Source organism: Heyndrickxia sp. FW510-T9, assembly GCF_058781025.1.
Genome location: NZ_JBYSWK010000010.1, coordinates 1 through 26,734 on the forward strand (window position 1 = coordinate 1; position 26,734 = coordinate 26,734).

At 34.5% G+C, this 26,734-nt stretch carries 27 protein-coding genes, 1 pseudogene and 1 riboswitch; of the genes and pseudogenes, 7 read left to right on the forward strand and 21 right to left on the reverse strand.

All coding sequences use genetic code 11. The features are described from left to right. Positions 1 to 75: 75 nt before the first annotated feature. Positions 76 to 246 (reverse strand): annotated as a pseudogene (locus tag AC3WJF_RS07245) (ribonucleotide reductase barrel domain-containing protein); the annotation flags it as partial. 420 nt (positions 247 to 666) lie between these two features. Between AC3WJF_RS07245 and AC3WJF_RS07250 the strand changes: the two are divergent. Beyond that, on the forward strand, positions 667 to 1,047 hold the full coding sequence (locus tag AC3WJF_RS07250) for a rhodanese-like domain-containing protein (RefSeq protein ID WP_492450736.1): 381 nt from the start codon (positions 667 to 669) through the stop codon (positions 1,045 to 1,047). A gap of 59 nt (positions 1,048 to 1,106) precedes the next feature. After that, a complete protein-coding gene (locus AC3WJF_RS07255; protein ID WP_492450737.1) occupies positions 1,107 to 1,904 on the forward strand; it encodes an AAA family ATPase in 798 nt (265 codons plus the stop codon). A 271-nt stretch (positions 1,905 to 2,175) separates the two neighbouring features. Here AC3WJF_RS07255 and gcvPB read toward each other — a convergent pair whose 3' ends face one another. Genes gcvPB through gcvT form a run of 3 tightly spaced genes read right to left on the reverse strand, consistent with a single transcriptional unit; the run spans position 2,176 to position 6,098 of the window. Then, complete coding sequence (gene gcvPB, locus AC3WJF_RS07260) at positions 2,176 to 3,633, reverse strand: aminomethyl-transferring glycine dehydrogenase subunit GcvPB (protein WP_492450739.1); 1,458 nt, start codon at positions 3,631 to 3,633, stop codon at positions 2,176 to 2,178. Further along, on the reverse strand, positions 3,626 to 4,975 hold the full coding sequence (gcvPA, locus tag AC3WJF_RS07265; RefSeq protein ID WP_492450741.1) for an aminomethyl-transferring glycine dehydrogenase subunit GcvPA: 1,350 nt from the start codon (positions 4,973 to 4,975) through the stop codon (positions 3,626 to 3,628). Before gcvPA ends, gcvPB begins: the two co-directional genes overlap by 8 nt. Positions 4,976 to 4,994: 19 nt before the next feature. Further along, entirely contained in the window at positions 4,995 to 6,098 is a 1,104-nt protein-coding gene (gene gcvT, locus AC3WJF_RS07270; RefSeq protein ID WP_492450742.1) for a glycine cleavage system aminomethyltransferase GcvT, read from the reverse strand. A gap of 181 nt (positions 6,099 to 6,279) precedes the next feature. Beyond that, a riboswitch (glycine riboswitch) is annotated at positions 6,280 to 6,373 on the reverse strand. A 184-nt stretch (positions 6,374 to 6,557) separates the two neighbouring features. On the opposite strand from gcvT, the gene AC3WJF_RS07275 reads away from it, so the two are divergent. Next, positions 6,558 to 8,258: a DEAD/DEAH box helicase gene (locus AC3WJF_RS07275; RefSeq protein ID WP_492450744.1), complete on the forward strand. Its 1,701-nt coding sequence runs from the start codon at positions 6,558 to 6,560 to the stop codon at positions 8,256 to 8,258. Then, on the forward strand, positions 8,227 to 9,024 hold the full coding sequence (locus AC3WJF_RS07280) for a YqhG family protein (protein ID WP_492450746.1): 798 nt from the start codon (positions 8,227 to 8,229) through the stop codon (positions 9,022 to 9,024). The genes AC3WJF_RS07275 and AC3WJF_RS07280 overlap by 32 nt, the downstream gene beginning before the upstream one ends. Before the next feature lie 37 nt (positions 9,025 to 9,061). Here AC3WJF_RS07280 and AC3WJF_RS07285 read toward each other — a convergent pair whose 3' ends face one another. From AC3WJF_RS07285 to AC3WJF_RS07355, 15 genes are all read right to left on the reverse strand, one after another. Beyond that, complete coding sequence (locus AC3WJF_RS07285) at positions 9,062 to 9,274, reverse strand: YqzE family protein (protein ID WP_492450748.1); 213 nt, start codon at positions 9,272 to 9,274, stop codon at positions 9,062 to 9,064. 7 nt (positions 9,275 to 9,281) lie between these two features. Next, complete coding sequence (locus tag AC3WJF_RS07290) at positions 9,282 to 9,779, reverse strand: shikimate kinase (protein WP_492450749.1); 498 nt, start codon at positions 9,777 to 9,779, stop codon at positions 9,282 to 9,284. Positions 9,780 to 9,798: 19 nt separating this feature from the next. Next, positions 9,799 to 10,173 carry a competence type IV pilus minor pilin ComGG gene (gene comGG / locus AC3WJF_RS07295; RefSeq protein WP_492450751.1) on the reverse strand — a complete coding sequence of 125 codons (375 nt, stop codon included), beginning with the start codon at positions 10,171 to 10,173 and terminating at the stop codon, positions 9,799 to 9,801. Next, positions 10,170 to 10,640 (reverse strand): competence type IV pilus minor pilin ComGF, encoded by a 471-nt coding sequence (comGF, locus tag AC3WJF_RS07300; protein WP_492450752.1) that lies wholly within the window; start codon positions 10,638 to 10,640, stop codon positions 10,170 to 10,172. The genes comGG and comGF overlap by 4 nt, the downstream gene beginning before the upstream one ends. Next, on the reverse strand, positions 10,618 to 10,935 hold the full coding sequence (locus AC3WJF_RS07305; RefSeq protein WP_492450753.1) for a hypothetical protein: 318 nt from the start codon (positions 10,933 to 10,935) through the stop codon (positions 10,618 to 10,620). Before AC3WJF_RS07305 ends, comGF begins: the two co-directional genes overlap by 23 nt. Further along, positions 10,925 to 11,359, reverse strand: a complete 435-nt coding sequence (comGD, locus tag AC3WJF_RS07310; RefSeq protein ID WP_492450755.1) for a competence type IV pilus minor pilin ComGD — start codon at positions 11,357 to 11,359, stop codon at positions 10,925 to 10,927. Before comGD ends, AC3WJF_RS07305 begins: the two co-directional genes overlap by 11 nt. Further along, positions 11,356 to 11,682, reverse strand: a complete 327-nt coding sequence (gene comGC, locus AC3WJF_RS07315) for a competence type IV pilus major pilin ComGC (protein ID WP_492450756.1) — start codon at positions 11,680 to 11,682, stop codon at positions 11,356 to 11,358. Before comGC ends, comGD begins: the two co-directional genes overlap by 4 nt. A gap of 13 nt (positions 11,683 to 11,695) precedes the next feature. Continuing rightward, positions 11,696 to 12,763: a competence type IV pilus assembly protein ComGB gene (gene comGB, locus AC3WJF_RS07320; protein WP_492450758.1), complete on the reverse strand. Its 1,068-nt coding sequence runs from the start codon at positions 12,761 to 12,763 to the stop codon at positions 11,696 to 11,698. Then, the gene (gene comGA / locus AC3WJF_RS07325) at positions 12,675 to 13,775 is read right to left on the reverse strand and encodes a competence type IV pilus ATPase ComGA (RefSeq protein ID WP_492450928.1); all 1,101 of its coding nucleotides are present in this window, start codon (positions 13,773 to 13,775) and stop codon (positions 12,675 to 12,677) included. Before comGA ends, comGB begins: the two co-directional genes overlap by 89 nt. 250 nt (positions 13,776 to 14,025) lie before the next feature. Continuing rightward, positions 14,026 to 14,964 carry an LCP family protein gene (locus AC3WJF_RS07330; protein ID WP_492450760.1) on the reverse strand — a complete coding sequence of 313 codons (939 nt, stop codon included), beginning with the start codon at positions 14,962 to 14,964 and terminating at the stop codon, positions 14,026 to 14,028. 350 nt (positions 14,965 to 15,314) lie between these two features. After that, entirely contained in the window at positions 15,315 to 15,815 is a 501-nt protein-coding gene (locus AC3WJF_RS07335) for a DUF1648 domain-containing protein (protein ID WP_492450761.1), read from the reverse strand. Between the two features lie 132 nt (positions 15,816 to 15,947). Further along, positions 15,948 to 16,787, reverse strand: coding sequence for a DUF2785 domain-containing protein (locus tag AC3WJF_RS07340; RefSeq protein ID WP_492450763.1), 840 nt, complete (start codon positions 16,785 to 16,787; stop codon positions 15,948 to 15,950). A gap of 27 nt (positions 16,788 to 16,814) precedes the next feature. Then, entirely contained in the window at positions 16,815 to 18,101 is a 1,287-nt protein-coding gene (locus AC3WJF_RS07345) for a S41 family peptidase (RefSeq protein ID WP_492450765.1), read from the reverse strand. Between the two features lie 76 nt (positions 18,102 to 18,177). Further along, positions 18,178 to 19,794, reverse strand: a complete 1,617-nt coding sequence (locus AC3WJF_RS07350; protein ID WP_492450766.1) for a S8 family serine peptidase — start codon at positions 19,792 to 19,794, stop codon at positions 18,178 to 18,180. Between the two features lie 412 nt (positions 19,795 to 20,206). After that, positions 20,207 to 20,611, reverse strand: coding sequence for an NUDIX hydrolase (locus tag AC3WJF_RS07355; protein WP_492450768.1), 405 nt, complete (start codon positions 20,609 to 20,611; stop codon positions 20,207 to 20,209). Positions 20,612 to 20,767: 156 nt separating this feature from the next. On the opposite strand from AC3WJF_RS07355, the gene AC3WJF_RS07360 reads away from it, so the two are divergent. Next, positions 20,768 to 23,296, forward strand: coding sequence for a CDP-glycerol glycerophosphotransferase family protein (locus AC3WJF_RS07360; protein WP_492450769.1), 2,529 nt, complete (start codon positions 20,768 to 20,770; stop codon positions 23,294 to 23,296). A gap of 31 nt (positions 23,297 to 23,327) precedes the next feature. Here the strand turns inward: AC3WJF_RS07360 and AC3WJF_RS07365 are convergent, their stop codons facing one another. Then, positions 23,328 to 23,957: an NUDIX hydrolase gene (locus AC3WJF_RS07365; protein ID WP_492450771.1), complete on the reverse strand. Its 630-nt coding sequence runs from the start codon at positions 23,955 to 23,957 to the stop codon at positions 23,328 to 23,330. Between the two features lie 224 nt (positions 23,958 to 24,181). Between AC3WJF_RS07365 and AC3WJF_RS07370 the strand changes: the two genes are divergently transcribed. Continuing rightward, positions 24,182 to 25,438 carry an MFS transporter gene (locus AC3WJF_RS07370; RefSeq protein ID WP_492450772.1) on the forward strand — a complete coding sequence of 419 codons (1,257 nt, stop codon included), beginning with the start codon at positions 24,182 to 24,184 and terminating at the stop codon, positions 25,436 to 25,438. Positions 25,439 to 25,615: 177 nt separating this feature from the next. Next, positions 25,616 to 25,855 (forward strand): DUF2626 domain-containing protein, encoded by a 240-nt coding sequence (locus tag AC3WJF_RS07375; protein WP_492450774.1) that lies wholly within the window; start codon positions 25,616 to 25,618, stop codon positions 25,853 to 25,855. 89 nt (positions 25,856 to 25,944) lie between these two features. Here AC3WJF_RS07375 and AC3WJF_RS07380 read toward each other — a convergent pair whose 3' ends face one another. Next, complete coding sequence (locus tag AC3WJF_RS07380) at positions 25,945 to 26,580, reverse strand: MBL fold metallo-hydrolase (RefSeq protein WP_492450775.1); 636 nt, start codon at positions 26,578 to 26,580, stop codon at positions 25,945 to 25,947. Positions 26,581 to 26,734: the final 154 nt, after the last annotated feature.

Sequence of the window (26,734 nt, forward strand, 5' to 3'; positions counted from 1 at the left end):
TAAGCGGAATTTTTCCGTCTATTTATTAGATCGGTTACTGGACCTGTCCCCCAACATAAACCTTCATTTCCATAGATTTTCTTCCGCTTTTAACGTTAAAACTTGAGAATCGCGACTACCGTCAACATAAACGGTACCACCTTTTGCCCCACCTTTATAAAGGCGCTCATAAACCTTTTGAACTTGTTCTACGGAATATCCGCGCGGTGCATTTACCGTTTTCGAAATGGAACTGTCAATCCATCTGGAGCCACATTCTTTTTCACAGTAAATCAATAAATCAGCAAGTCCCATCACACCAAGACCTACACGATGGCATACTACATATAGGAAACCAGATGGATTTTGTCCATTTTTTTCCAAATGTAGAAACAAGCAAATTTAAGAGATTGCAAGAGATATAATGAGATTTAATAGAGAAAATACTCAAAAACTGATAAATTCACATGTTGCAAAAGAAAAAGTCCAATAGAACCCCTATGATTAAAGGATTTTCTGTCCATTTGCATTAACTAAAAAAAATAAATATTTTTGTTGAAATTTTTTGTAGTTTTAAAACAATCGGATAAACTTTTAAATCTTGTAAGTTTTATTAAAATGTTTTGATTCATGTAGCTCAGACGAATATAATAGATATAGGTTATTCGTAGAAAGGAGCAAAAAAAATTGACACAATGGTATATTTTGATCATCGTAGTAGTAGCGGTTCTTGCTTATACTCTTTATAATTATTTTGCACAAAAGAGAATCGTTAAAACATTAACAGAAGAGGAATTTAAAGAAGGATATCGAAAAGCTCAGCTTATCGATGTTCGAGAAGTAAATGAATTTGAAGGCGGTCATATTCTAGGTGCCCGTAATATTCCTCTATCTCAACTGAAAATGAGAATGAAAGAAATTCGCCCGGATAAACCTGTTTACCTATATTGCCAAAGCGGAATGAGAAGTGCACGTGTGGCTCAAATGTTAAACCGCAAAGGCTACAAAGACTTATATCAACTACAAGGCGGCTTTAAGAAATGGACTGGCCGTATTAAAGCAAAATAATAAAAACCGCAGTTGACTGCGGTTTTTTATATAAAAAGACTAATAGGAGAAATGAAAGTATGTTTATACACTCTATTCAATTAAAGAATATAGCCCCCAGTAGTCATTATCCTTTTTCATTGCCTATCTTTGAGCAATTTCAATCTATTCATTTAACAAATCCTATTACTATGTTTATCGGCGAAAACGGAACTGGAAAATCTACTTTTCTTGAAGGAATCGCAGCGGCCTGTCAGCTTCCGGCTGCAGGTGGCGCAGAAGTAAATGATGACCCAGATTTACAGCACGCAAAGGAGTTAGCAGATTCTTTCTTTATAAAATGGAGAGAGAAAACAAAAACTGGATTTTTTCTTAGAGCGGAAGATTTTATTACATTTACAAAACGAATCAAACAAATGAGATTAGAAGCAGAAAAAGAATTGAATTTAATAGAAGAAGAATACAGACATAAGTCAGCTTATGCAAAATCCTTAGCATCTTTGCCTCACAAACGAACATTATATGAACTAAATCACCTCTATCAAAATGGTTTGGAAACAAGATCTCACGGGGAAAGCTTTTTAGATTTCTTTCAAGCACGAATCAAGCCGAATGGGCTATATTTACTCGATGAGCCTGAAGCACCATTATCTCCAATGCGTCAACTTACCTTGATTAGTATTATTCTCGAAGCGGTTCAAAACGGCTCGCAATTTATCATTGTCACTCATTCTCCTATATTAATGGGAATTCCTGATGCAGACTTATATTCCTTTGATTCACATTCACCTGAAAAAATAGACTTTGAGGAGACGGAGCATGTTCAGATTACAAAACAATTTTTGGAATCTCCACAGCGCTTTATCAAGTATCTATGATCAAATACGCGGGGTGCCTTGCTCATCTGCGAACGGATGAGTGAAATTTGTAATCCTAATTTCACCGAGTAAAATATGAAGTTTAATTTTACCGAGTGAAATTTGCACTATCAATTTCACCTGATGTTGACTTATCGTAAGGAGGAGACGGAGAAATCCTATAGGCACTGAAGCTAGACGTAGACAATTTCCCAAAAAGTTATCTACAGGGTTAAATTTTATAGTTACCTAAACGAAGAAAATGGCCTCTTCAAAAGAGAGGCCATTTTTATTATACTTGATATCTTAAAATCGGCTTACGCGCTGCTTGTGTTTCATCAAGTCGTTTGATGACAGTGCTATGTGGAGCTTCTTGAACAATCTCAGGATTCTCTTCCGTTTCTTTTGCAATTTGAATCATTGCGTCTATAAATGCATCAAGTGTTTCCTTCGATTCTGTTTCCGTTGGCTCAATCATCATACACTCTTCCACATTTAGCGGGAAGTAGATAGTTGGTGGATGGTATCCGAAATCTAACAGACGTTTTGCAATATCTAATGTACGAACGCCTAATTTCTTTTGACGTTTGCCGCTTAATACAAATTCATGCTTACAATGACGATCATATGGTAGATCATAATATTCAGCTAATCGTCTCATCATATAGTTCGCATTTAAAACTGCATTTTCTGTTACCGCTTGTAATCCGTCTGGTCCCATTGTACGGATATACGTATATGCTCTAACATTAATTCCAAAGTTTCCGTAATATGGTTTTACACGACCGATAGATTGTGGACGATCATAATCAAAGGTAAATTCTTCTCCTTTTTTCACGATAAGCGGTTTTGGCAAGAATGGAATTAATTCTTTTTTCACTCCAACAGGGCCAGAACCAGGTCCGCCACCACCATGTGGTCCAGTAAATGTTTTATGAAGGTTTAAGTGCACGACATCAAATCCCATATCTCCTGGACGAGCTTTAGATAATACGGCATTTAGATTTGCACCATCATAATACAATTTACCGCCAGCATTATGAACAATCTCAGCCATTTCAAGAATATTTTCTTCAAAAAGACCAAGAGTATTCGGGTTTGTCAGCATTAATGCAGCTGTATCTGGTCCAACTAAACTTTTTAAATGATCTAAATCTACTAATCCATTCTCATTAGACTTAACAGTAATAGTTTCAAGACCTGCTACAGTAGCGGATGCAGGGTTCGTACCGTGAGCTGAATCAGGGACAATTACTTTTGTTCTTTGAAGATCTCCATTTGCTTCATGGTAAGCACGAATCATCATTAATCCAGTCCACTCACCGTGAGCACCTGCTGCAGGCTGAAGAGTAACTTCATCCATACCAGTAATTTCGATTAAATGCTCTTGTAAATCATATAATAATCCTAAAGCACCTTGGACAGAACTCTCATCTTGTAAAGGATGAATATGTGCTAGTCCTGGGTAACGGGCCACAACCTCATTAATTTTTGGATTATACTTCATTGTACAAGAACCTAGTGGATAAAAACCGGAATCAACACCATGGTTACGCTTTGACAACGCTGTATAATGACGCATAATATCTAACTCAGCTACCTCTGGAAGATTTGGTTCATCCACACGGAGATATTCTGAAGGAAGATATTCCGCAATATTAGTTTCTGGAACATCTAATTCAGGTAAACTGTATCCTACACGACCTGGTTTCGTTATTTCAAAAATAAGGGCTTGATCTGCATTATTCATGGCTATCCCCCAATTCCTCTACGAAGTTATCAATTTCCTCTTTCGTGCGCAATTCTGTTACCGCTACAAGCATATGATTTTCTAATCCAGGGTAATCCCTTCCTAAATCATAGCCGCCAATGATACCACTCTCTAATAATTTTTGATTTACTTCTTTAACAGGCTTTGAAAGTTTAATAACAAATTCATTAAAGCTTGGTCCATTAAAAGCTACGGTAAACCCTTTATCTTTAAAAACATGCTGTGCATATTGGGTTTTATGGATATTTTGTGAAGCCATTTCTTTCACGCCTTTTTTACCTATAGCGGTCATGGCTACAGATGCTGCAAGTGCATTTAAAGCCTGGTTGGAACAAATATTGGATGTTGCCTTGTCACGGCGTATATGCTGCTCGCGAGCTTGCAAGGTTAAAACAAAACCTCTTTTTCCATTCTCATCCGTTGTTTGTCCTACTAAACGGCCAGGTACTTTTCGCATCAATTTATTCGTAACAGCAAAATATCCGCAATGTGGTCCACCAAATGCAGATGAAATTCCGAAAGTTTGTGCATCACCAACAACTATATCAGCTCCTAAAGTACCAGGAGATGTTAGAACTCCTAATGCAAGTGGATTACTTGAAACAACAAATAGTCCTTTAAATTGATGAGCAATCTCCTCAATTTCCTTAAGTGGTTCGATTTGACCAAAGAAGTTTGGATATTGAACAATTACTGCTGCTACATTATCATTTATTTCCGCTTTCAATACATCAAGGTTTGTAACACCATTTTCATGAGGAATTTCCACCACTTCAATGTATTGACCTTTTGCATACGTTTTTAAAACTTCACGGGATTCAGGATGAACCGCTTCAGAAATAAGAACTTTCTTACGCTTTGTTTGACCACAAGAAAGCATTGCAGCTTCTGCAAGAGCAGTTCCCCCATCATACATAGATGAATTGGCTACATCCATACCTGTTAATTCACAAATCATCGTTTGAAATTCAAAGATTGCCTGTAATTCACCTTGAGAAATTTCAGGCTGATATGGTGTATAGGCAGTATAGAATTCTGATCTAGAAATGACATGATCAACGATGGTCGGAATGTAATGGTCATATACACCTGCACCTAAAAAGGAAACATTTTGTTTCAAGTCTGCATTTTGAGAAGCTAACCTTGATAGTTCTTTTAATAAAGCTGTTTCGGATTTTGCTTTTTTAATATTATATTGACCTTTAAAACGAACTTTTTCCGGAATGTCCTGGAACAATTCATCAACAGAGTCTACCCCTATTGCAGCCAACATCTCTTTTTGATCTTGTTCTGTCATCGGCAAATAACGATGCGTTGTCATGTTTCGGTTCTCTCCCATCCTATTTTTTTACCCTTTTATAAAATGGTGTTGGCACAACTTTAGCCTTTAATAATTTCCCACGTATTTCTACGTTTACTTCTTGACCAATTTCACTATTTTCAATATTGACTAATGCAAGACCGATGTTCGTTTTGAACGTTGGAGATTGTGTCCCTGAAGTTACTTCACCTATTTCAATTTCATTCGCGAATACTTTGTAGCCATGTCTTGGAATACCCCGATCAATCATTTCGATCCCGACAGTCTTACGTTTTAAACCAGTTTCTTTTTGGGATGCTAATGCAGTTTTACCGATAAAATCAGCATCTTTCCCTACTTTCACGGCAAAGCCAATTCCCGCTTCCAATGGGGAAATATCCGCAGAAAGCTCTTGTCCGTAAAGAGGAAGAGTTGCTTCAAAACGAAGAGTATCTCTCGCACCTAGACCGCATGGTAATACTCCATCTTCTTTACCAGTCTCTAATATAGCTCTCCATAAGCTTACTGCATCTTCTGTTTTACAATAAATTTCAAAACCATCTTCCCCTGTATATCCAGTTCTGGATACAAGTGCAGGTGCAACCGTAAGGTTAACATTGGATGAAAATTTAAAAAATTTAATTTCTGATAGATCTTTATTTGTTGCTAGTTTTTGAAGAATTTCCTCTGCTTTCGGACCTTGAATAGCAAGCTGCGCAATGCTATTTGAAATATTTTCAAGCACCACTTCGCCGGAAACATGCTCCTCTAACCAGGCAAAATCTTTTTCAATATTCGCCGCGTTTACAACGAGTAAAAAATCTTCATCTGAATATTTATAAACCAATAAATCATCAACGGTCCCGCCATTTTCATAACACATTGCAGTGTACTGGGCCCCGCCATCTGCAATTTTTGCAATATCATTTGTCATCATTTTTTGTAAAAACGCTAAGCTGTCTTTTCCTTTTACCGTAAATTCTCCCATATGAGATACGTCAAATAATCCAGCTTTTGTTCTTACAGCTTCATGCTCTTCCTTAATGCTGGAAAATTGCACTGGAAGATCCCAACCACCAAAATCAATAGTTTTTCCACCATATTCTTTATAAACATCAAACAATGGTGTTCTTTTTAATGACATTCTTTTTCCCCCTCATTTGATAGTAGATTTCTTACTATGCCTCTTTTTATGCAGAAAGACATAAAAAAGGACAGAAAAACTCTACATAAATAAGTCGAGTTTCTCTGTCCTTTAACCTGAAAGTTTACCATCGTAATGGTTTTCCTCTTGGGTGGCTTATTGAAAGCGCTCTCCAGAGTTGCGTCAAACAAGAGTCTTTTTGCCTGAGAGATTCACAACTTTCGTTATTTGCTCCTTCGGCGCTGCATATTCGCAGTCTCTCCCCATGTTCTCATTCGCCTATATTAAATTAAAAAGTGGGCATACTAAGAAATAACGGAAATGTCATGCTTTACTTTATGTTCAAGCTATTTTCATCCTAACATTAAACACTTATTTCAGCAATCATTTTTGGAATAGAATAGGATAGAATTTTCATCTATTTTATGTCCTAGGATCAAAGATTAAGGAGTGGCATGAATGACGATCAATATTGAATTTGATCAAGTTTGGGGAGAGGAATTATCAGAACGGTTCGGGAAGGATGGTCCATGGGGAAATTGGGAGCTTTATAAGTTAGCCATTGAAATGGAAAAACATTTTATTATCCCTGAATTTGAAGGATTACAGGCTCCACAGCATTTAGCAAACCTTCAACCGTTGCCACATCAGCTAGAGGTCGCAAGACAAGTTGTTGAAAATATGAACGGAAAAGCAATCCTTGCAGATGAGGTTGGTCTTGGGAAAACAATTGAAGCCGGACTAATCCTGAAAGAATATATGATTCGCAAACTGGTGAAAAAAGTTTTGATTTTAGTACCTGCCTCTTTAGTTTCTCAATGGGCTTTTGAGTTAAATACGAAATTTCATATTCCCGCTGTTGCACAAAAGAAAAGCTATGTATGGGAACAATTCGATTGTGTTGTTTCATCCATCGATACAGCGAAAAGAAGTCCACATAGAGAAAAAATATATGAACAAAATTATGATTTAGTGATAATTGACGAAGCGCACAAACTAAAAAATCATAAAACTAAAAACTATGAATTTGTTCAAAATCTAAAAAAGAAATTTTGTTTATTATTAACGGCAACCCCTATCCAAAATCGAATTGATGAAATCTTTCATCTAGTTTCTTTATTAAAACCTGGACACTTAGGTAATCAAACAGGGTTTATCGATAAATATAAAAATGGGGATCTTCAAGATGACAAGCATCTAAATGAATTAGTAAATAAGGTTATGATTCGCAATCGCCGTGCAGATACTGGGATCGAATGGACAAAGCGACATGTCAAAACGGTTCTAATAGATTTCAGTAAAGAAGAAAGAGAACTTTATCATGCGATTGATGTTTTAAAGGGAAATCATGATTATGTTGCAAATGCCGGATTTACGATTATGACTTTGCAAAGAGAAGCCTGCAGCAGTAGAGAAGCTGTTTATTATACTTTAAAAAACATGCTAAAAAAAAGGGAAAATCCAACTCAAGAATTTGTGGAAAAAATACAATTCCTCATAAAAAAAATCGAAATCGTTAAACAAAATTCAAAAGCCGAAAAAACACTCGAACTTATTAAACAAATAAATGATAAAGTGATTATTTTTACAGAGTACCGAGCAACCCAACTTTATTTACAATGGTTTTTAAAGCAGCATGGTATATCTTCTGTGCCATTTCGCGGCGGATTTAAACGTGGAAAAAAGGACTGGATGAAAGAGCTATTTCAAAAACAAACCCAAGTATTGATTGCAACGGAAGCTGGTGGAGAAGGAATTAATCTTCAATTTTGCCACCATATGATTAACTTTGATTTACCATGGAATCCGATGAGGCTGGAGCAAAGGATTGGACGTGTACATCGTCTCGGTCAGGAAGAGGATGTACATATATATAATTTTGCAACGAAAAATACGGTGGAGGATCATATTCTGAAACTGCTTTACGAAAAAATTAATTTATTTGAGCGGGTAATTGGTGAACTGGATGATATCTTAACACGCCTTGAATTCGGCAAATTGGAAAACCATTTGAAAGATATCTTTCAAAATTCCAATTCCGAAGGCGAAATGAAAATAAAAATGGAGAACTTAACAGAAATGATTCAATTTGCTGAAACGATGAAAAAACGGGAGGAGGAATCTATGCATGCAACAGGAGGAAATTCATCAATATCTTGAACGTTATTTCTTAGCTAATGAATGCGAAATTTTGGAGAACCAAAATAGTTATTTATCTGTGCAACTAACCATTGATATGGATAAAGAATTAATGAATCGTCCTTTCTATTGGCATTATTTAGAGAAAACAGGTGGTATTCCTAACCCTGCAAAATTATCCATTATTACAGATAAGAGTAAAACTCCTGATGAAGTGAAAGGAGAAATGATCCATTTCGGAGCACCTCGCCTTCATCAAATATTTCAATCGACGAAAAAGCTTGCTGGGTTTATCCGATTATTTGAAGAAACAAAGATTTTTCATAATCAGCAAAGGCCATTGTATCCTTGGTTAGGTGTAAATATTAAAATCTCTTATCAATGCGATCGCAAACGGGATGTATTTCGATCTATTGGCCTTAACATGATAAATGGTGTGTTAGTGGAAAATTTCCAAGACCATTTACAAACAAAAAAGCTCACACCAAAAATACCTGATTTATGTTTTACACTATCCCCAATCATTATGCCAAAAAGCGGAATAAATAGGATCGAAGCATTTTTAAAGCAAGAATTACTAACAGAAGATCACGAATGGGCGGAAGATGCAAGACAAAGATGGGAAGAAGATTTAGCATTATTAGATCATTTTTATGAAGACATGGAGGAAAAACCGGAAAGCTATCAAATAGAAAAAGAAGCTTTACGCGAGCAATACGAACCCATCATTAAAATAGAAATTATTAATGGGGGACTTTTCTATTTAACACAACCGAGTACGAATTAAAAAAGGAAATAGAAGAGAAGACTTTCAGCCAACTCTTCTATTTCCTTTTAAAAATCATCAAAATGGCAAATGGTATCATTCCAAACCATCTGTTTAAAATTGGGGATTTTTCTAATTTTCGTTGCAACCGTATTTCTTTTCTAGCTGTCTTTGGAGTATCGAAGTGTTTTACAAAGGTTTGTGTTATATATTTGATATAATCATTCGTCGACACTACAGACACACCCCCTACTATTCGAAGTGTGCCCATTGTTGGTCTAATTTATTCTCTTCAATATTTCGTTAGCTGCTTCATCGATACTTAAATGAGTCGTATCAATAGTAAATTTCGCCGTATTTTCATAAAATCGCTTTCTTGACTCATATAACGATTTTACATCCTCCAAGGTTTTATTTACAACTAGTGGCCTGGAGGTATCATTGTCGATTCTTTCCATTATTTTTTCAATATTACATTTAAGAAAAACAGATGATCCGATCGATTGGATAAATTCTCTATTTTCTTCTCGTAGAATAATTCCGCCGCCTGTCGTAATAATTCCTCTGATGTTTTTTGTATTTACAAGCATTTCTGATTCTTTATCCCGGAAATAAAGTTCTCCTTTTTCAGCGAAAATTTCAGATACTTTTTTCCCTTCTTCCTGTTCTATTAATTGATCCGTATCAAATACAGGAATATGAAGATTTTGAGATAATTTGTGGCCAATTGTTGTTTTTCCAACACCCATAAAGCCAATAATATAAAATGGTAGCATCTGCCCTGAGCTTCTCCTCTCACATTTCGATCCATTTAGAAATTTGCTTTTCTTCTTGATCATAAATTAATTCATTTTTCGTCTCCTGTCCATATGACAGATTCGTCGCAAGGATAATTCGATATCTATCATCACCAATTGTTTCAATTTGATACGAAACCATCCCCTCCTCAAATGATATCACACCTTGATTCCTTATATTTTGCTTTTCGATTTGTTCCACTATGGTCTTCATCGCTAAGGAAATCATACTATTTCTTATATAATACCCTTTTGTTTCATGAAGATAGCGAGATTCCGATACATAAATTTGGACAGATGAAAGTATAACGAAGAAAATAACAAAAGTGACCATCAGTGTAAACGGTAAAATAAATCCTTTATCATTTTTCATTCATCTTTCCCCCTTATCAAGCGATCTTCCTTAACCACTACATTAAAAAATGTAAATCCTGCATTTTCTTGATAATCATTTGTAAATTGAATCACCAGATTAATATGATTTTCTTTCTTAAAGAACTCGGCTTTTCTTACCTTTTGTAAGACTACTTCATGCCCAGTATCATTTACTCTTCTACGCAGCAATTGGCCATATATTTCATACGTAACCTTTTCTCCATTTACTTGTAGTATAAGCTTATTTCCATCACTATCTACTGCGCTACAATTCCTTATTTCTCTTCTTAACTGCATTAGAAAGATATTCCACTCATACGTATCCTCGGTTGATAATGAATGATTGATATGATTAAACCCTTTTATTACTAAGGGAATTAGACTTAAGATTGTAACTGCAATCATTAATGTGACCATACTCTCGACTAATGTAAAACCATTTTCATTTTTCCATTTCTGTAACACACTTTTGCCCGTTCTCATAGAAAACACATGCTTTCCACTTCCCATTGTTAGATGATAATTGAACCTTGTACATTTTCCCGTCAATATGTTGGCTGATAATTGGTACGGATTCGTTAATCATTAAATGTTCCGTTGATTCATATAAAAGCCGGTATGCTAATAAATTTTCCTTTTCTGCTTCTAATTTCATGATCATCTGAAACATAAGAGGAAACAAAACGGTAGCAACAAATAGAATCGCAGCAAAAGAAACTAATCCTTCCGCTATCGTAAATCCCCTCTCATTACTGAACACGGAACCTTCCCCTTCCAATATTAAAAATCAATTCAAACGATTGTCCATTTATTTCAAATGCAAGTGTTCCGAAGTTGCTAATATTCCCATCCCGTAAAATACTGAAGGAATTAAAAGAACCATTTAAGAGTTTTACAGACGAGGTTAAGGACCTATTCACAATTAATTTTCCTTTAGCAGTCTTCATCATATAACGGTTATTAGCCGGATAAAATTGAACCGTTACTAACTCTTGATTGCTGATCGTATATGTTTGAGCATAGTACAGATCAGCTTCTAGTTGTGAAATAATCATATTCTTTTCTAATGTGTTTTTAAGTGGCTTAAAACTTGCAATACTTAGTGAGAGGAAAATGGTGAATATTAATAGAACGATTAAGGTTTCGATTAGTGTGAAGCCTTTGTTTCCTAGATAAGCTTTCAAGAACTGCTTCCTTTAGACTCTGTAACTTTTCCTTCCGAGTCAATGTTTAAGGCATTACCGTTTGGGCAAGTAGTCCTTTCTTCCTTCAAGTATTTTTCTTTAACAAGTTCAGATACGTCATTTGGATATTTATGAAATTCCATTTCATAAGCTTCAACTTGCCCCTGGACCATATTCACAAAAGCCTCACAACCTTTATTATTAATGTTTTTGCTATGCTTCGTGATATTTGGAATAGCAACAAATATTAAAATCGTGATAATGAGCAGAACGACCAACATTTCTATCAACGTAAACCCTTTTTCATTTTTTACTAATTTCATATAAATATCCTCCTTAAATAGAATCCATCATGTCAAACATCGGCAGCATTATGGACATATAGACAGCGAGTACTAATAACCCAATAATTATAAACATGATAGGTTGAAATATTTTAAATAACATTTCACTTTTTTCTTCCATTTGTCCAAGACAAAAACGGCTATAATATTGTAACTCTTGGTCCAATCTTCCATTTTTTTCACCATGTTGAATAACAATGAATAACTGAGGGTCGTAGAAGGAAAACTTGGAAAGGGAGTTGGAAAAGGAATAACCTAATGTCAGATCTTTACGAATCAACTCTGCTAAATTTTTAACTAATGGACGGTATTGTTGTGAAGCCATGCAGGTTAAAACTTCATTGATGGAAATACCACTTTGCAATAAAAAAGAGCATTCTCGCGCCAAAAATTGGCTATTAAACAATCGAAAATAGAAGCGAATAATAGGAATTCGCGCTATCCATTCTGCTTTTTTAACAGGTGTGCTTCTTGAAAAAACCAATTTGGAAAAAAGGACTATCAATAAAACAATTACTCCAAAGATGGATATAATTAAGGGGCCTTTTTCCATAAGCTGAGTGAAAAATCGAATGAGTGGTGAGGGATGATAGTCCATTGAGGTATAGAGATCCGCAAATTGTGAAAGCAATAGTTTCTTTAGAAGAAATAGAATAATGATGAGTATCCCCATCAAAACCAGGGGATATTGTAATAACTTCATCATTGTTTTACGTTCAGCATCTCTTTTTATTAAATACGTTCCAGCTTCCTTTAATGCGGGTGCAATATTGCCATGTTTCTCAGCGAAAAACATTTGAGCACAAGCTTTTTTGTCGAAGTGCTCTTCACTGAGAATTTCATGAATCGGTATTCCATTTTGTAATTTCGTTAACATACCCAGTGTAAATAGACGACCCTTTTGATCTATTCTTCCTAAGAAGTCAATGGCATCTGCCATAGAAAATCCATTTTGCAGCATATCACCGAGTCTATTTAAAAATATACCCTGCTCTTTTAAGGTTTGCCTCTTCCGTTTCAAAAACCCAACGATCATATTCTTGTTTAGAGATAAATCCAAGTGCAATCCCCTTTCGCAATGTTTCTTTTAATGTGAAATATTGGTACGAAATACTTTCACCATTTGCTTCCTCTAATACATGCTTCAATGATTTTCCATGTAAAAGTTCATAAACTGCCGCTCTTCTTTTTTCGTGATAGTGCGGACAATATTGGGAACATTTGTCCCCACAAAACGGACAGAGAAGTGTAACAAGTCGTTGAGCTGTTATTCCAATTAATGTTTGCTCCATTTCATTTTGATTTATTCCAAATTCCAACAGTCGGTAAATCGCTCCCTTTGCATCCCTTGTATGCAAAGTACTAATCACTAAATGACCTGTCAATGCCGCTCTTATTGCAATTTCAGCCGTTTCCCGATCTCGAATCTCTCCCACAATTATTATGTCAGGGTCATGCCTTAAAATCGCTCTCAATCCATTGCTATAAGTTATCCCTGCTTTTTCATTTACCTGTACCTGCAAAAAATGTTCATTTCTAATCTCAACAGGATCTTCTAATGTAATTACATTTCGCTTATCCTTATTTGCACATTTCTCCACTAATGTGTACATAGTAGTGGATTTCCCACTGCCGGTTGGACCTGTAAAAAGTAAAAGTCCATGCGAGTGCATTAATAGGGACATGAGTTTATTTGCACTATTAGGGAAAAGTGACATGTGCTCAAATGAAAATGTTTTTTTATCTGTTAGGATTCGAAGTACTAGGCTTTCTCTGGAATTTGCGGTTGGGAGAGTTGAAATTCTTAAGGAAGTATTTTGGTGTGGAAAACTTAGCTGAAAGGAACCACTTTGAGGTTTTCTTTTTTCACCGATGTCAAGCGAGGCCATAAATTTGAAATGGGATACAAGTCTTTCTCCTATTGTGACTGGTAAGGGACGGTGTGGGGTTAATCTGCCGTAAAGACGAAAATGTGTAAGATAATCATCTTGCCTAGGGATAATATGAATGTCAGTCGCATTCAATTTAATCGCCTGCACCAATAGTAAATCTGCTACTTTTTCAATGGACATATAAAATAAAACACCACCTTTTATTTTCGTTAAGACTTTATTCGACAAAAAGGTGGATATTCCTGCAAGAATTTTAAAATAATTAAAAATTATTATATATATAATTTTTATTTGGTACATTAAAAAATGGAATGACTGTGTTGTTGCTATCAATGGTCTTACTATTTTCGAGCTTTAATAACAAAAAATAAACAAAAGCAGGGAGTCAAAATGGATAACCACTCTCTGCTTTAGTTATGAATACTAATTTTTAACTATTTGATGATAGAAATTCGTCTAACGCTTGTTTGTTTTGAGCAAGGTCTATACTTAGTACTTCACCTACATTGTCATATCGTTCATTTGTAAAGGATCCATTGACTGGAATTCGCATAGTTTGTAATTTGCTTGACTTGCTTGTGAGCACGTCTTTTCCCAATGATAAAAGGGTAGGTGTGTCTAAGTTTGTGTCGACATATGGGTCAATTACACCCATTACTTTAGGTAGTTTTAATAGGCTTGTCAGACTGTAAGCTTGATCTTTCAATTTGCCAATCACTTCTTGCTGCCTCTGAACTCGACCGAAATCACTTAAATTATCGTGTCTAAAACGGACATAACCTAATAATTTCTTACCATGTAGCACTTGTTTTCCCGGGTTCAATGTCATCCCTATTCCATAAGACATTTTAGACGGAATATCCACTTCAATCCCTTTCGGCGCAACGACATCCACTACTTTCTCAAATCCCTTGAAATCAACAACCGCATAGTAATTGATATCTATTCCAAAGTTTTCTTTAATGGTTTGTCTTAGAAGCTCTGTTCCACCAAAAGCATAGGCAGCATTAATCTTTTGTTTTCCATGTCCTGGAATATCAACAAAACTATCTCTCATGATAGAAATTAATTTTGCTTGGTGAGTATTCTGATCATAATGTGCAACTATTATAGAATCCGTTCTGGCATGTTCTTCCCCACGGGAGTCACTACCTAATAATAGAACGTTTATTTTTCCAAATTTAACTTCATCACCTTTAAATGCTTCTGAACTTTTATTATCATCTTTAAAACTCCCGTCCTTTGCCATCTGGACACCTTGTTTATATTCAAAAAACGTATAAATACCTACACCAAAAGTGATAAAAACTAATAATACTACTATTACACGTCCCCATCTTACACGCCTTCTTCTCCTTTTTATCGCCATGTTACTCTCCTTGTATAGTATTTATGTATGTACAATAATAAAAAACCTATTAATAATATGACATAACATTATTTCACTCGGATTACAAAGCTATAAAAATAATATGAACTAACATTTCACAAGACTAATTACGTATCTTTTTTTAGTAAAATAAAAAAACATTTCCGCTATAGGAAATGCTTTACTTGGTAAAGATATAACATTAATATGTATCACTTCTTATTTTTTCATTAAATAGTAACGATCTCTGTTTCTAACAATCTCAAAGCAGTTTTTAAATCTATATCTTCGAAGATGCATTCAGGAGTCTAGGGTAAATCATGATGCGATTGAATGTTTTTTCCCACAAATTACTTTAAATTAATTGAACGAATAACCAAAACCACAATCGTACCTATAATAACGATCAAAAAGATGATCATTTCCCAAATGCCAATCCCTACCTTGTTACCTAAAATTGAATTTATCCAACTCCAACTATTGTATACAAAGAAAATCGTGATCTCAGACTTTAGAACAAGAACCATTAATCTTGCATTTTTATATTGAGCCACCATATTACTTTCTGTCAGGTTAGGAAATTTATATAGATGTGGGAATTTTTCCGAAATTGTTATGCCACCCCAAATAAACAAAGTCATTAAAGGAAGGATCCAAACAAAACCTTTTCTTCCCCATCCATCAGCAACATCATTCCCATTAAAGTGAATCGGAATTCTGTTTGGTAAAGTTGGGTATAACTTTATCACATATATTAAGTTTCCTATTATGATAAGCAAACAAAGAATACCTAAAAAAATCTCACCTTTTGACCTTGGGATGTTTAACTTAGGTGGCTTTTGTATTTGCATAAATCTTTCACCTCGTATTTTAAATATACGAACATAGGCGGAAAGTAGTTTCATTCATAATGAAATAGTCTGGCCTTGAATAAAGATTAATCCTCGGAATCAGCCCTGTACATTCCGATGTTTGCTAAATTCTTACCTGTTATACACAACATCATACCATTTTTTTATGATATGATTTATAACCGTTCTAGAATCCTCTCCTCTATCCTTAAAACCTAATCGAAAATATAATGATTTTAAAAAATTCATCGTGTTCGTTCTTTTACTGTAAAAATTGAATGAATAGCTCTCCATTTTAAATGTATTTTCTAAAGCATGACTAATTGATTGGAGCCAATCTCCTAACATCTCATCGTTCATTCCATTATCTATCAGGGCCTCAATCGCGAATATCAATCTTTCATCCTCATCATTTACATAAATTCCATCCTTAAATAGACAAGAGCGAATAGCTTCTAGTGCATCTGGTATTTGTGACTCACAAAAAGCAGGATGTACAATAGCTGTTGCTAACAAGTCTGCTCCATGCGCTATACTATGTGCCCATCCTTTTTCTTCCACATATCCGCGAACATCCTTTTCTTTTTGTAAATAAAGAAAACTACTTTGAATACTTTTTTCTACAAGCTCCTTTGAAAGAAATTTCCCTTCGATATCTTGGTTTAATATCAACTGTGCAGCGAGAGCAGAAAATGAACGTTTAAATACCGAATCTGAATTTTCTTCTCCAATTTCGAAAAATAAAAAATCTGCTCCTATTCTAGTTTCCAAAATTTTTTCCATTAGATTAAAATCAATCAATCTATTATTCACTAGCCTGAAAAAACTTGAATAAATCAAATTATCCCTTAACTCGGAATCAGTATCTCCAATATTTTTCAACATATTATCGATCAATTCTTCCTGACTTAATCTAGAAATCTCTTCATCCTTCATATCTTTTAACATTAGTAGTTGATGCTTTAAATTCATTTTTCCATTCCTTCTTTATGATTTTGTCTATATTTTTTCAGAAGCTGCCTCTTTTATCATTTCGAGTGCCTTCTTCATATCTACATCTTCGATAATATGCTCCGGCGTCCATGGTATATGTACATGTGGGATAATTCCGACTCCAGTCATTCCTCTTCCTTCGTTAATTCTGGAAAGTCTTGATGTTGGGTACCCTAGTTCAAACAGACCATCCCAACTTTTAAACGCTAAATTAGCATAATCATTTACCCCTAGTGTTGGTCTTCCGATTACTTTTACTTTCGAAGATTTTTTGCAAGTATCTACAAATGAATCTCCCGAACTAGCACAAGTCACATCCGCTAAAACAATAACTCTTTCCGGATTCCTACTCCCCTCGATAATTTCAACGGTCTTTAAATCCGAGAAATCGAATTCTACAAATCCTCTTCCTCTGTTTTTCTCCCACTCCCGTATAAAAATATTAAGCACCTTATGTGTACCTTCGTCTTCTACTTCTTCAAGGGTATTTTTCATATCCTCTGTTATCAAATGGTAATTATTTTCAGTGCAATTTATTAGCATAAATTCTTCATCAGGATTAATATTAGTTAATTTTTCAGGAAATAAATATGAAAGTAGCGGATAATAAGAGGCATCACTTCCCCCATAATTTATTCTTACGTCAATAATTAAATCCTTACAATTATTTAAATTCTCTTTGCTATCTTTAATAAGTTCATTGATAGCATCTGGATTATTAAAATCCGTTATGGTCATTAACAAAATATCATTCTCTAAATGTTGCAGCGAGTACTGCGGAATATATTTAGCCTTCTCATATTTTTTTAACTCTAATAGGATCATTTCCCCGTTCAAATTTTCAATCTCGCAAAACGAATATTCACGGATAATTTTGTCCCAATTCTCCCTTTCTTGATTATTTTCACCTAATCTTCTTTTATGAAGCTCCATTAATACCGGTATTTTTTTATTTTCAAGGGAAACGATTGAATAGCCTTTTTCCACTCTTGTTTCCTTTCCGACGGAAGTGATATATAATCGATCCTCATATCTTCTTACCTTAAATCCAACATCATATTGCTTTTGGGTTTCATTCGTTATTAAATTAAAAAGGATATGATGATCCCTGAAATCTAATAAATAATCCTGTACGATTTCTGCAAACTTAGCAGGAGTTATTTCCTTCTTTTCTTCCAAAACCTGAATTTCCTTTGCGTAATGATCTGGATTATCCCAGCCTTTTTTATCTTCACAACCAGAATAATCGTTATGTGTAATTGAAACAATTTCTTGAAATATCTCTTTATACATGATATTCACCCTTTAAAATGAATTAGTAATAATTCCCTATACTTACTAAATTCACTACCATTTCAAATAATTCCTTCTAGAATGGATAATTCCCTTCGATATATTCCCTCCACTTTCGAGCCATATATAGCCGCGACTGCATTCTTCTTTCCGAATATGGCTCTTCCCCTTCCCTCCAAGGTGAGTCAAGCTCTACTTCGAATCCGGTGATTTCTTCTAATGCTATACAGCGATATCCAAAGGTAGCAATTCTATTTTCTCTTGCATCTTCCACCATTCCTTCTAATAATGGTGCAAGTAATCTTTCATCTTTAAGTCTTATTGCTAATTTCGTCGCATTAAAACGAATATCCTCGTTATGATCATTAATTAATTTAGCTAGGATTGGGGTGAATTTATGCCAAATAGATTCATATTTATTAAGAACGTAAAGTCCAGCCATTGTGACAAAAGAGTTTGAATCTATTAGAAAACTTTCTAGTTCACCTTTTTTAATTTTTTTAAAATTGCAAGAAAGGACAAGGAGAGCAGCCACCCGGACTTTATCTGATGAGTGGTCAAGGTAATTTCTAATGGATTCCGCTGCACTGTTTGTAACACCTTCCGGAAAAAAGGATATTAGTATCTCGTATTCATTTTGTTTAAGCTCCAGTTCTCTTAATCTCTCCTTTTCAGACTTGGATTTATATTTTTGCCAATTAGAATAATGGGATTCTTCTACCCTACTAGAAGTTGCACATTCCAAGGAATCCATAGAAATTAATCCAGCTTTTAACTCCTTCCAATTGGGATGACTTATTGTCCCGTTCATAATTGCTATTTTCATTTTCCAAGCGTCCCAATCAGGATTTGCTTGCCACAAACATGCTGCAAACCCTAATACGATTGGACCGGCAAAAGAAGTCCCCCACTCTCTGGCATACGGGAAAGGAAGATTATCCTCATTTGCAGTAAAATGATTCCGTTTTTCTTCTTCATTTTTAGAAGGAAAAGGTAACATTACATTTCCGGCTGGAGCTAACACATCAGGATTCCATTTCCCGTCAAATGTAAGACCCCTACTTCCATGAAAAGGAAGAATGTTATCTTTAACATTTTTATAAGGGCTATAAATTCCCCCTACATTTAAAATAGAAGGGGATACAATTGAACTACTTGTTATTTCTTGAAAATTTCCTGACGAAGCGATTAGTAATAATTCTTCACTAACTAGTTCTTCACATAAAACACGAATTGGATCTACCTGCCATGGAAGTAACCCTGTATCTACTTGCCCAACAATCGTTAAAACTGCACCTCGTATTTTGTAGTTCTTCCAATTATGTTTTAACCAAAGTAGCGCATTAATAGTGCTTTCTTGGATTTCTCCACTGATTTCCAAAAGGTAAAGATTTGCCTCGAGTCCAGCACCTGTATAAACCCCATCTGATAATGCACCCGATCCCCCTGCTGCTGAAGCAGTATGTAAACCGTGTGTTGCTAGTTCCCACTCGTCTACCATCGGTTTTAACTTTATTGGTTTAGAATTACTTCCTTCAGATGATTTAACTAAATAAGTATTTCTTCGATCATTTGATGCAATATCAGGATGCGATGGGAACTTCCCATCGATTATTGCTATATTCACGTCTTTTCCAGTTAGTTGCTCAGGAATTTCAAGAAACTCTCTGATTGATGGCCATTTCATATTCATATATAATAAACCTCCAAATAAATATTAATAATCATTAAGAAATATACTAAACAAACTCATAGCGACTAATAATTTTGTAAAGAGAATGGACGCTTTGAATGGAGAGTTTGATAATCAATTAAGTGGAGGACATAGGATCCGTTATTCCTACTAAATAAACTATATTTTAGAGATAGGAGGACACTGGTTCCGTTAACTTTGAAAAAACATTAGGAAATCAGCCCTTTTATAAACAATAACGGAACCTAAGTCCGCAAACACACGGAAATAGCTCATTTTGTCACAAATAAAGGAACTGGTGTCCGACTTTAACATATGATGTTCATTTCACATTTATATTTCAATAGAAAAGACCAAATCATCTACGATTTGGTCAAGCTGGTTTAAATGCTTTTCTGAAAAAATGTACTTATCATAACAACTTCTTTAGCAACAACATATCAACTACTTCTCTTGGTCTAATATCTTTGGATAAGCATTCCTCAAAAGACAACCAAACTGGTTCATATGTGCCCCTATTCCTTTTTATATCCGTGAATTCTTCTCCCTTTCCTGTTCCAAATTCACCATTTGTAATTTCTGCCAAGTAAATATATTGCGTTCCATTGTACTCCACTGTTCCTATAAGACCCTTGATAATAATCGTTACTCCTAATTCTTCATATGCTTCTCTAATTGTAGCTTCCTCCGGCGTCTCCCCTTCTTCAATTCCTCCGTCGGGAAAAACAAAATAAACAGTTTCTTCCCGCTTTCGTTTTATGAAACCGATACTTTGGTTTTTCTTATTTACAATAACTGCAGATCCTCTGTTCCTCAAATAAACACATCCATCCAGTATCAGTGAAGAATCTTTTTCCAAAAAACTAATTTTACTTTTATTGTAAACGGACATACTAATATTGCCAAGTTATTAATGATTAATTTTCAGATTTTTTTGTCGTAACATGTTTTGAAGTATGGAGGAGAAGATGAAGTGAAAAAAGCAGCACTTGTGAAGAAGGTAAAATTTGTGCTTAGTCCTTTAAAAAAATATGCTTTTGATAGCGGATTTCGGAGTAGAGCTTTATATACAAATTGTCTGGAGAGAAAACCAATTAAAGAAAAAACCATATTATATGAGTCTTATCATGGGCAGAGTATGACAGGAAATCCATATGCAGTATTTAAATATTTGATTAAAAAACAACAATATAAATATTATCAACATATTTGGGTTGTGCAAGATTTTTCAGTTGTCCACGACGAATACAAAAAAATCCATAACGTTAAATTTATCTTAAAAGATAGTGAACAATATATTCATTATGTAGCAACTGCTAAGTATTTAATAAATGATACAACATTCCCATACTATTTTCAGAAAAGAAAAGAGCAAATTTATGCAAATATTTGGCATGGAACTCCACTTAAAACGATGGGAATCGATATTAAAAATAGAGGATTTACCGATCATAAAAATATACAGCGCAATTTTCTTTTTTCTAATTACATGGTTAGTCCAAACCGATATACAGCAGAAAAGCTATTACACTCTCATGATGTTTACAGCATCTTTAACGGAAAAGTTTTAGACTCTGGATATCCACGTGTTGATCTAATGTTCCATGCGGATAAGGATGTGATAAAAAATAAATTAACAGTTCCTCCTAATAAAAAAGTAATCCTTTACGCTCCAACCTGGAGAGGAAAATTAGGTAATGAAAAAAATGAATGTGAAAAACTATTAAAAGATATACAGGTCATAAAAGAACAAATCAGTGATGAATATGTCGTTATACTGAAGTCCCATTATTATGCTCATAAATTCTTTGAGGAACAAGGGCTGGAGCATTTGTGTGTTCCAAACACACTAGATACTAATGAGGTATTATCCATTGTCGATATTTTAATAACAGACTACTCAAGTATTTTTTTTGATTTTCTTCCTTCCAACAATCCAATCATCTTCTTCGCATATGATGAAGATGAATATCAAAGGGAACGAGGAACATATATTCCAATGGATGATTTGCCTGGTCCGTTATGTCATACCTTAGACAGTGTGATACATTCTATTAACAAGATTGAACAAATAAAAGAAACATATCAACGAAAGTACAATGATTTTTTAACAGAGTTTTGCTACCATGATGACGGAAATGCAACACGTCGTTTTGTCGAAATTGTCTTTGAAGGAAAAGAATCAGATAAACTTTTTCAAACAGTCTCAAATAAAAGAAAAATACTCATTTATTGCGGTGGTTTTTTGAATAATGGCATTACCACTTCCGTAACAAATTTATTAAATGCCATCGATTATGACCACTATGATGTAACCATTATTGATTATGCTGATAATGACAAGCAAGAAAAATGGAAAAACGTCGAAAAGTTAAATAAGAATGTTAGATTTCTACATAGGGTTGGGGCATGGAATGCTACCTTGTCCGAATGGTATCGTCATGTACTGTTTCTTCGAAGTGGCGCTTACAGCAAATCTGCTGAAAAAATAGTACCTAAAAAGATGTATAAAAGGGAACTAGCGCGGATAATCGGAAACACCTCCTATGATATTGGGATTGATTTCAGTGGCTATAGTCCATTTTGGGCTACCTTAATTGCTTTCGGAGATTTTAAAAAGAAAAGTATCTATTTACACAATGATATGGGACAGGAAATAAATAAAGTAGTAAATAACAAATATCCGCATCGACAGAATCTTAAAGTAATCTTTTCTTTATATAACTATTTCGATAATGTTGTTTCCGTCTCTAAACTTACAAACGAACAAAACAAACAAAGTTTGAAAAAAGTTGTCAAAAATATAGACGCTCGGATGAAATATGTTATTAACAACATTGATTATGAAAATATCCTTTCGCAAAGAGAGGAGTTTTCCGAGGAATTTGTTATAAAATTCAAGGATAAAAATTATATGTTATCCATCCATAATGATCATCACAATCATCTGGAGTTAACTGGGTATCGAGTACCTGATGAAACCGACATTAATTTTATTAATATTGGCAGACTTAGCCCTGAGAAGGATCATGAAAAATTGATAGCCGCCTTTTCACATATCGCTGCAAACCATCAAAATGCAAAGCTATTTATCGTCGGAGATGGGGATTTAAAAACAGCATTAATTGATTTAGTCAAAAATCTCAAATTAGAGGAAAAAATTATTTTTACAGGGCAAATTAGTAACCCATATGCTCTTTTACATAAATGTGATTGTTTTGTCCTTTCCTCGAATCATGAGGGTCAGCCAATGGTACTTCTGGAAGCATTAACTCTTGGCAAACCTGTAATTGTTACCGACATACCTGGTTCAAGAAGTGTCATAGAAGGTGGCCATGGATTAATTGTTGAAAACTCCATTAGAGGATTAATTGATGGGATGGAGCATTTTATTAATGGGAAGGAACTATTGGAGAAACAATTTGATTATGTGAATTATCGAAAAGAAGCAATGGAAATGTTTTATGAAAAGATTTGTTCATCCGAAGATCAAACTGGTTGATACTATTTTTACAGCGAAACACCTCCTTCTATTATCGAGGTGTTTCTTCTTTTAATAATTCTATAAATTGCTTAATAATTCCCGCCGTTAGTCCCCATATCACATACTCTTGATATTGATAAAAATATTCGTTCAAATGTCTAGCTTGCCACTGATAGTTTTCCCCACCAGGAATACGTTGATAAGGGAAATCTTTCTCGGGAACTGCCTGAAAATGAACTTTATAACAATCAGGTGGGTTTGCAATTAAATGTTTTAATGGAACAGCAAACACTTTTTCCACTTCTGAAGTATTTGGACAAATAAGTGTTGGGTCTGAGATATAGCCGACAAATGGATAGATTATCGTTCCAAATGGTGAAATATGATAATCTAATGGCGCAATTATAGAGATCATTTCTTGAGGTATACCTAATTCTTCTGCAGTTTCACGTATTGCTGTAAACTGCTCATTTTCGTCTCCTAAATCCATTTTTCCACCAGGCAAGCAAATTTCACCCGGTTGCCTTCTGAGACTTAAAGCTCGAACTTCGAGTAATAAATGTAATTCTTGCTCTACTTTTATTATAGGTAATAATACAGCATATTTAGTAAAGTTCTGCGCCTCTGAAAAAGTTGGAATGCGATTTCCTAAGCTGGACCTTATTTTTTCTATTTCCACTCTTCCACCTCCATATTTTAATTTCAATACTAACAATTTTTTGCATTTTGATTATACATTAATTATTCGCTTTCGCAAGTGAAATTCCTTTAAACGAAGAATATCCTTAGTAATCTGTCACAACCTTTTCATTATTGATTTTATTTTAAAAAAATTCAACATGATATAATTTAAGTATATTCAAAAAACAAAAAAATCCACTGTATTAGGACGGTGTTGCGCATTTGGTAAAAACAAAGATAAGTTCGAAGAATAATTGGAAGCTGCCTACTTTACTTTTACTAGGGATAGGAATCTCCGGTTTAGGTGATTTTGTTTATCTTATTGCGATCAATTTGCTCATTTTAAACATGACTCATTCAGCAGCAGCAATTGCAGCACTTTGGATCGTTGGACCAATCATTGCCATACTAACAAATTTTTGGTCTGGAAGTTTTATTGACAGAGGAAATAAAAGAAAAATTCTCATTATCACGGATATTGTAAGAGCTATTACTGTAGCCATCATTCCGTTATTATCTTCCATTTGGTCTATATATTTCATGTTAATTATCATAAGCTTGGCAAAGGCTTTCTTTACTCCAGCCTCCACTACATATATTACAAAATTAATTCCTACCCACCAGCGGAAAAAGTTTAACTCTATCAATAGTCTTGTTCGTTCAGGTGCATTTATCGTAGGACCATCGATTGCAGGTGCCTTGCTCCTAATCAGCTCTGTTGATATAGCGATCTATATCAATGCAATCAGCTTTGCAATATCAGCATTCGTTCTTTTCATGATGCCTAATTTAGACCAAGAGTTAACTACAGCTGATTCCAAAATGGTATGGAAAATAAAAACCTTTCTAATGGATTGGAAAGAAGTAATCGATACATATAAGAAACAAGCTTTTGTGTTTATCGTCTATAGCTTATATCTTGTCACCATCATTTTTACCTTCGCTATGGATTCCCAGGAGGTTGTCTTCACGCAAAAAATAATTGGTCTGAGTGAAACAGAATTTAGCCTTTTGGTTAGTATTACAGGAGTAGGATATTTACTTGGGTCATTGTTTGTTTCATTCATGTCGAAACATCTTAGCATAAAACATTTAATTGGATTGGGAATTTCACTAATGGCCATTGGTTATATTATTTATTCGCTCTCTCATAGCTTCCTTACCGCAGTAATTGGTTTTTCGATATTAGGTTTTTTTAATGCCTTTTCTGGTACAGGATTTAGTACGTTTTATCAAAATAATATTCCGGTCGAAAAAATGGGGAGGATTTCAAGTGTCTTAGGAGTATTCCAAAATGCAACTCAAGTTATTTTCCTTTTATTTATCGGATTCTTAGGCGATTTGTTCTCACTTCGATATACTATTTTGATTTTATCGGCTTTTAATTTCATAGTTTCGATAATGATTAATTTCCTTATTTTCAAACCGGAAAAGTATAAGTATTTTACGGAACCCTCAAATGAAAAAAGCAGTATGTAAAAGAAAACATGTATAAAACTGTTAGGCTGATATAAACTAATAATAAATAATCTTTAACGTGAGTTTGGAATTTATCACGTAAATGTCACAAACTAAAATATTGACGTATTTACAATATATATATATTTCCTTTATAATAATAAATTGATGGATACATGGCACAAAGGAGGGATACATATGGATCGCATGTACAGAGTATTAGGATTTTGGACTGCTATTTTTACTGTAACGTTTTATCTTCTAGGATTGGATAAGACTGCTTTATTATTCCTTGGACAAACAGGATTTTTCGTATTACTAAGCTATTTAAAATTATCAGAACGTATGTATATGTATATTTTTGGTGCATATTTAACCGTATTTTTTGCAGGATTTACATACTATACAACTTTCTTAATGGTACCAGGTGCAGAATAATAGTAAAAAAAGACTCTTTTAGAGTCTTTTTTTAATCTGTTTAGCCAGCGCCTATCGGCTAGCCAATGAGCAAGACGCCTACGCTTTTCTTAATACCCATTTAAAAATGGATTGAATTGTATTTCGTTTTCAACAGATGTAACAGGGCCATGTCCAGGAAGAACCATTGTTTCTTTTGGCAGTGTCAATAATTTTTCTTCAATGCTATTCAGTAATTGTTCATGATTACCCCCAGGTAAATCTGTACGTCCAATACTTCCTTGAAATAAGGTGTCACCTGCAAAAATAGTGTTTATCTCTTTGTTAAAAAAAGAAACGCTGCCTGGTGAATGACCTGGTGTTTCTAATATTTCAAATGTAAACCCACCAATTGAAATATTGCCTTCCCCTTTTAACAAAATATCTGCTTTTGAAGCAACAATGGATCTGCCATTCATAAATAATTGTGATCCATTTAAAGAAGGATCTGTTAACCAGTTTTCCTCTTTTTCATGTATATAGACAGGTATTTTAAAGTGAGTCTTTACCTCATCTACAGCGCCAATATGATCAAAATGTCCATGTGTTAATAATATTGCCTGTGGATGCAGCTTTTCCATTTCTAAGTATGCAATTAATTTATCCCCTTCTGCACCCGGATCAAAAATAATACATTCCTTTTGTGGATTATAAAGTACATAACAATTTGTTTGTAATAGACCAAGAGGAATTTGCTTCCATTCCATTTCTAATCAACCTCCACTTCTTCGTCCATTCTATCATGGGAAATGTGGAAAGGAAAAATAATCAAAAATTTTTATCATGAGATTTACAAGGAAGGGCAAACTAGTCATATAACTTTCACTTTTTCACCTCGACAAAATTTATGAGAAAATGTAA

What these genes read in the sequence shown, in the direction of transcription:
- AC3WJF_RS07255 (WP_492450737.1), top strand. Translation starts at nt 1,107, where the DNA reads ATGTTTATACACTCTATTCAATTAAAGAATATAGCCCCCAGTAGTCAT.
- gcvPB (WP_492450739.1), bottom strand. Translation starts at nt 3,633, where the DNA reads ATGAATAATGCAGATCAAGCCCTTATTTTTGAAATAACGAAACCAGGT.
- gcvPA (WP_492450741.1), bottom strand. Translation starts at nt 4,975, where the DNA reads ATGACAACGCATCGTTATTTGCCGATGACAGAACAAGATCAAAAAGAG.
- gcvT (WP_492450742.1), bottom strand. Translation starts at nt 6,098, where the DNA reads ATGTCATTAAAAAGAACACCATTGTTTGATGTTTATAAAGAATATGGT.
- AC3WJF_RS07275 (WP_492450744.1), top strand. Translation starts at nt 6,558, where the DNA reads ATGACGATCAATATTGAATTTGATCAAGTTTGGGGAGAGGAATTATCA.
- AC3WJF_RS07280 (WP_492450746.1), top strand. Translation starts at nt 8,227, where the DNA reads ATGCAACAGGAGGAAATTCATCAATATCTTGAACGTTATTTCTTAGCT.
- AC3WJF_RS07285 (WP_492450748.1), bottom strand. Translation starts at nt 9,274, where the DNA reads ATGGGCACACTTCGAATAGTAGGGGGTGTGTCTGTAGTGTCGACGAAT.
- AC3WJF_RS07290 (WP_492450749.1), bottom strand. Translation starts at nt 9,779, where the DNA reads ATGCTACCATTTTATATTATTGGCTTTATGGGTGTTGGAAAAACAACA.
- comGG (WP_492450751.1), bottom strand. Translation starts at nt 10,173, where the DNA reads ATGAAAAATGATAAAGGATTTATTTTACCGTTTACACTGATGGTCACT.
- comGC (WP_492450756.1), bottom strand. Translation starts at nt 11,682, where the DNA reads ATGAAATTAGTAAAAAATGAAAAAGGGTTTACGTTGATAGAAATGTTG.
- comGA (WP_492450928.1), bottom strand. Translation starts at nt 13,775, where the DNA reads ATGTCCATTGAAAAAGTAGCAGATTTACTATTGGTGCAGGCGATTAAA.
- AC3WJF_RS07330 (WP_492450760.1), bottom strand. Translation starts at nt 14,964, where the DNA reads ATGGCGATAAAAAGGAGAAGAAGGCGTGTAAGATGGGGACGTGTAATA.
- AC3WJF_RS07335 (WP_492450761.1), bottom strand. Translation starts at nt 15,815, where the DNA reads ATGCAAATACAAAAGCCACCTAAGTTAAACATCCCAAGGTCAAAAGGT.
- AC3WJF_RS07340 (WP_492450763.1), bottom strand. Translation starts at nt 16,787, where the DNA reads ATGAATTTAAAGCATCAACTACTAATGTTAAAAGATATGAAGGATGAA.
- AC3WJF_RS07345 (WP_492450765.1), bottom strand. Translation starts at nt 18,101, where the DNA reads ATGTATAAAGAGATATTTCAAGAAATTGTTTCAATTACACATAACGAT.
- AC3WJF_RS07350 (WP_492450766.1), bottom strand. Translation starts at nt 19,794, where the DNA reads ATGAATATGAAATGGCCATCAATCAGAGAGTTTCTTGAAATTCCTGAG.
- AC3WJF_RS07375 (WP_492450774.1), top strand. Translation starts at nt 25,616, where the DNA reads ATGGATCGCATGTACAGAGTATTAGGATTTTGGACTGCTATTTTTACT.
- AC3WJF_RS07380 (WP_492450775.1), bottom strand. Translation starts at nt 26,580, where the DNA reads ATGGAATGGAAGCAAATTCCTCTTGGTCTATTACAAACAAATTGTTAT.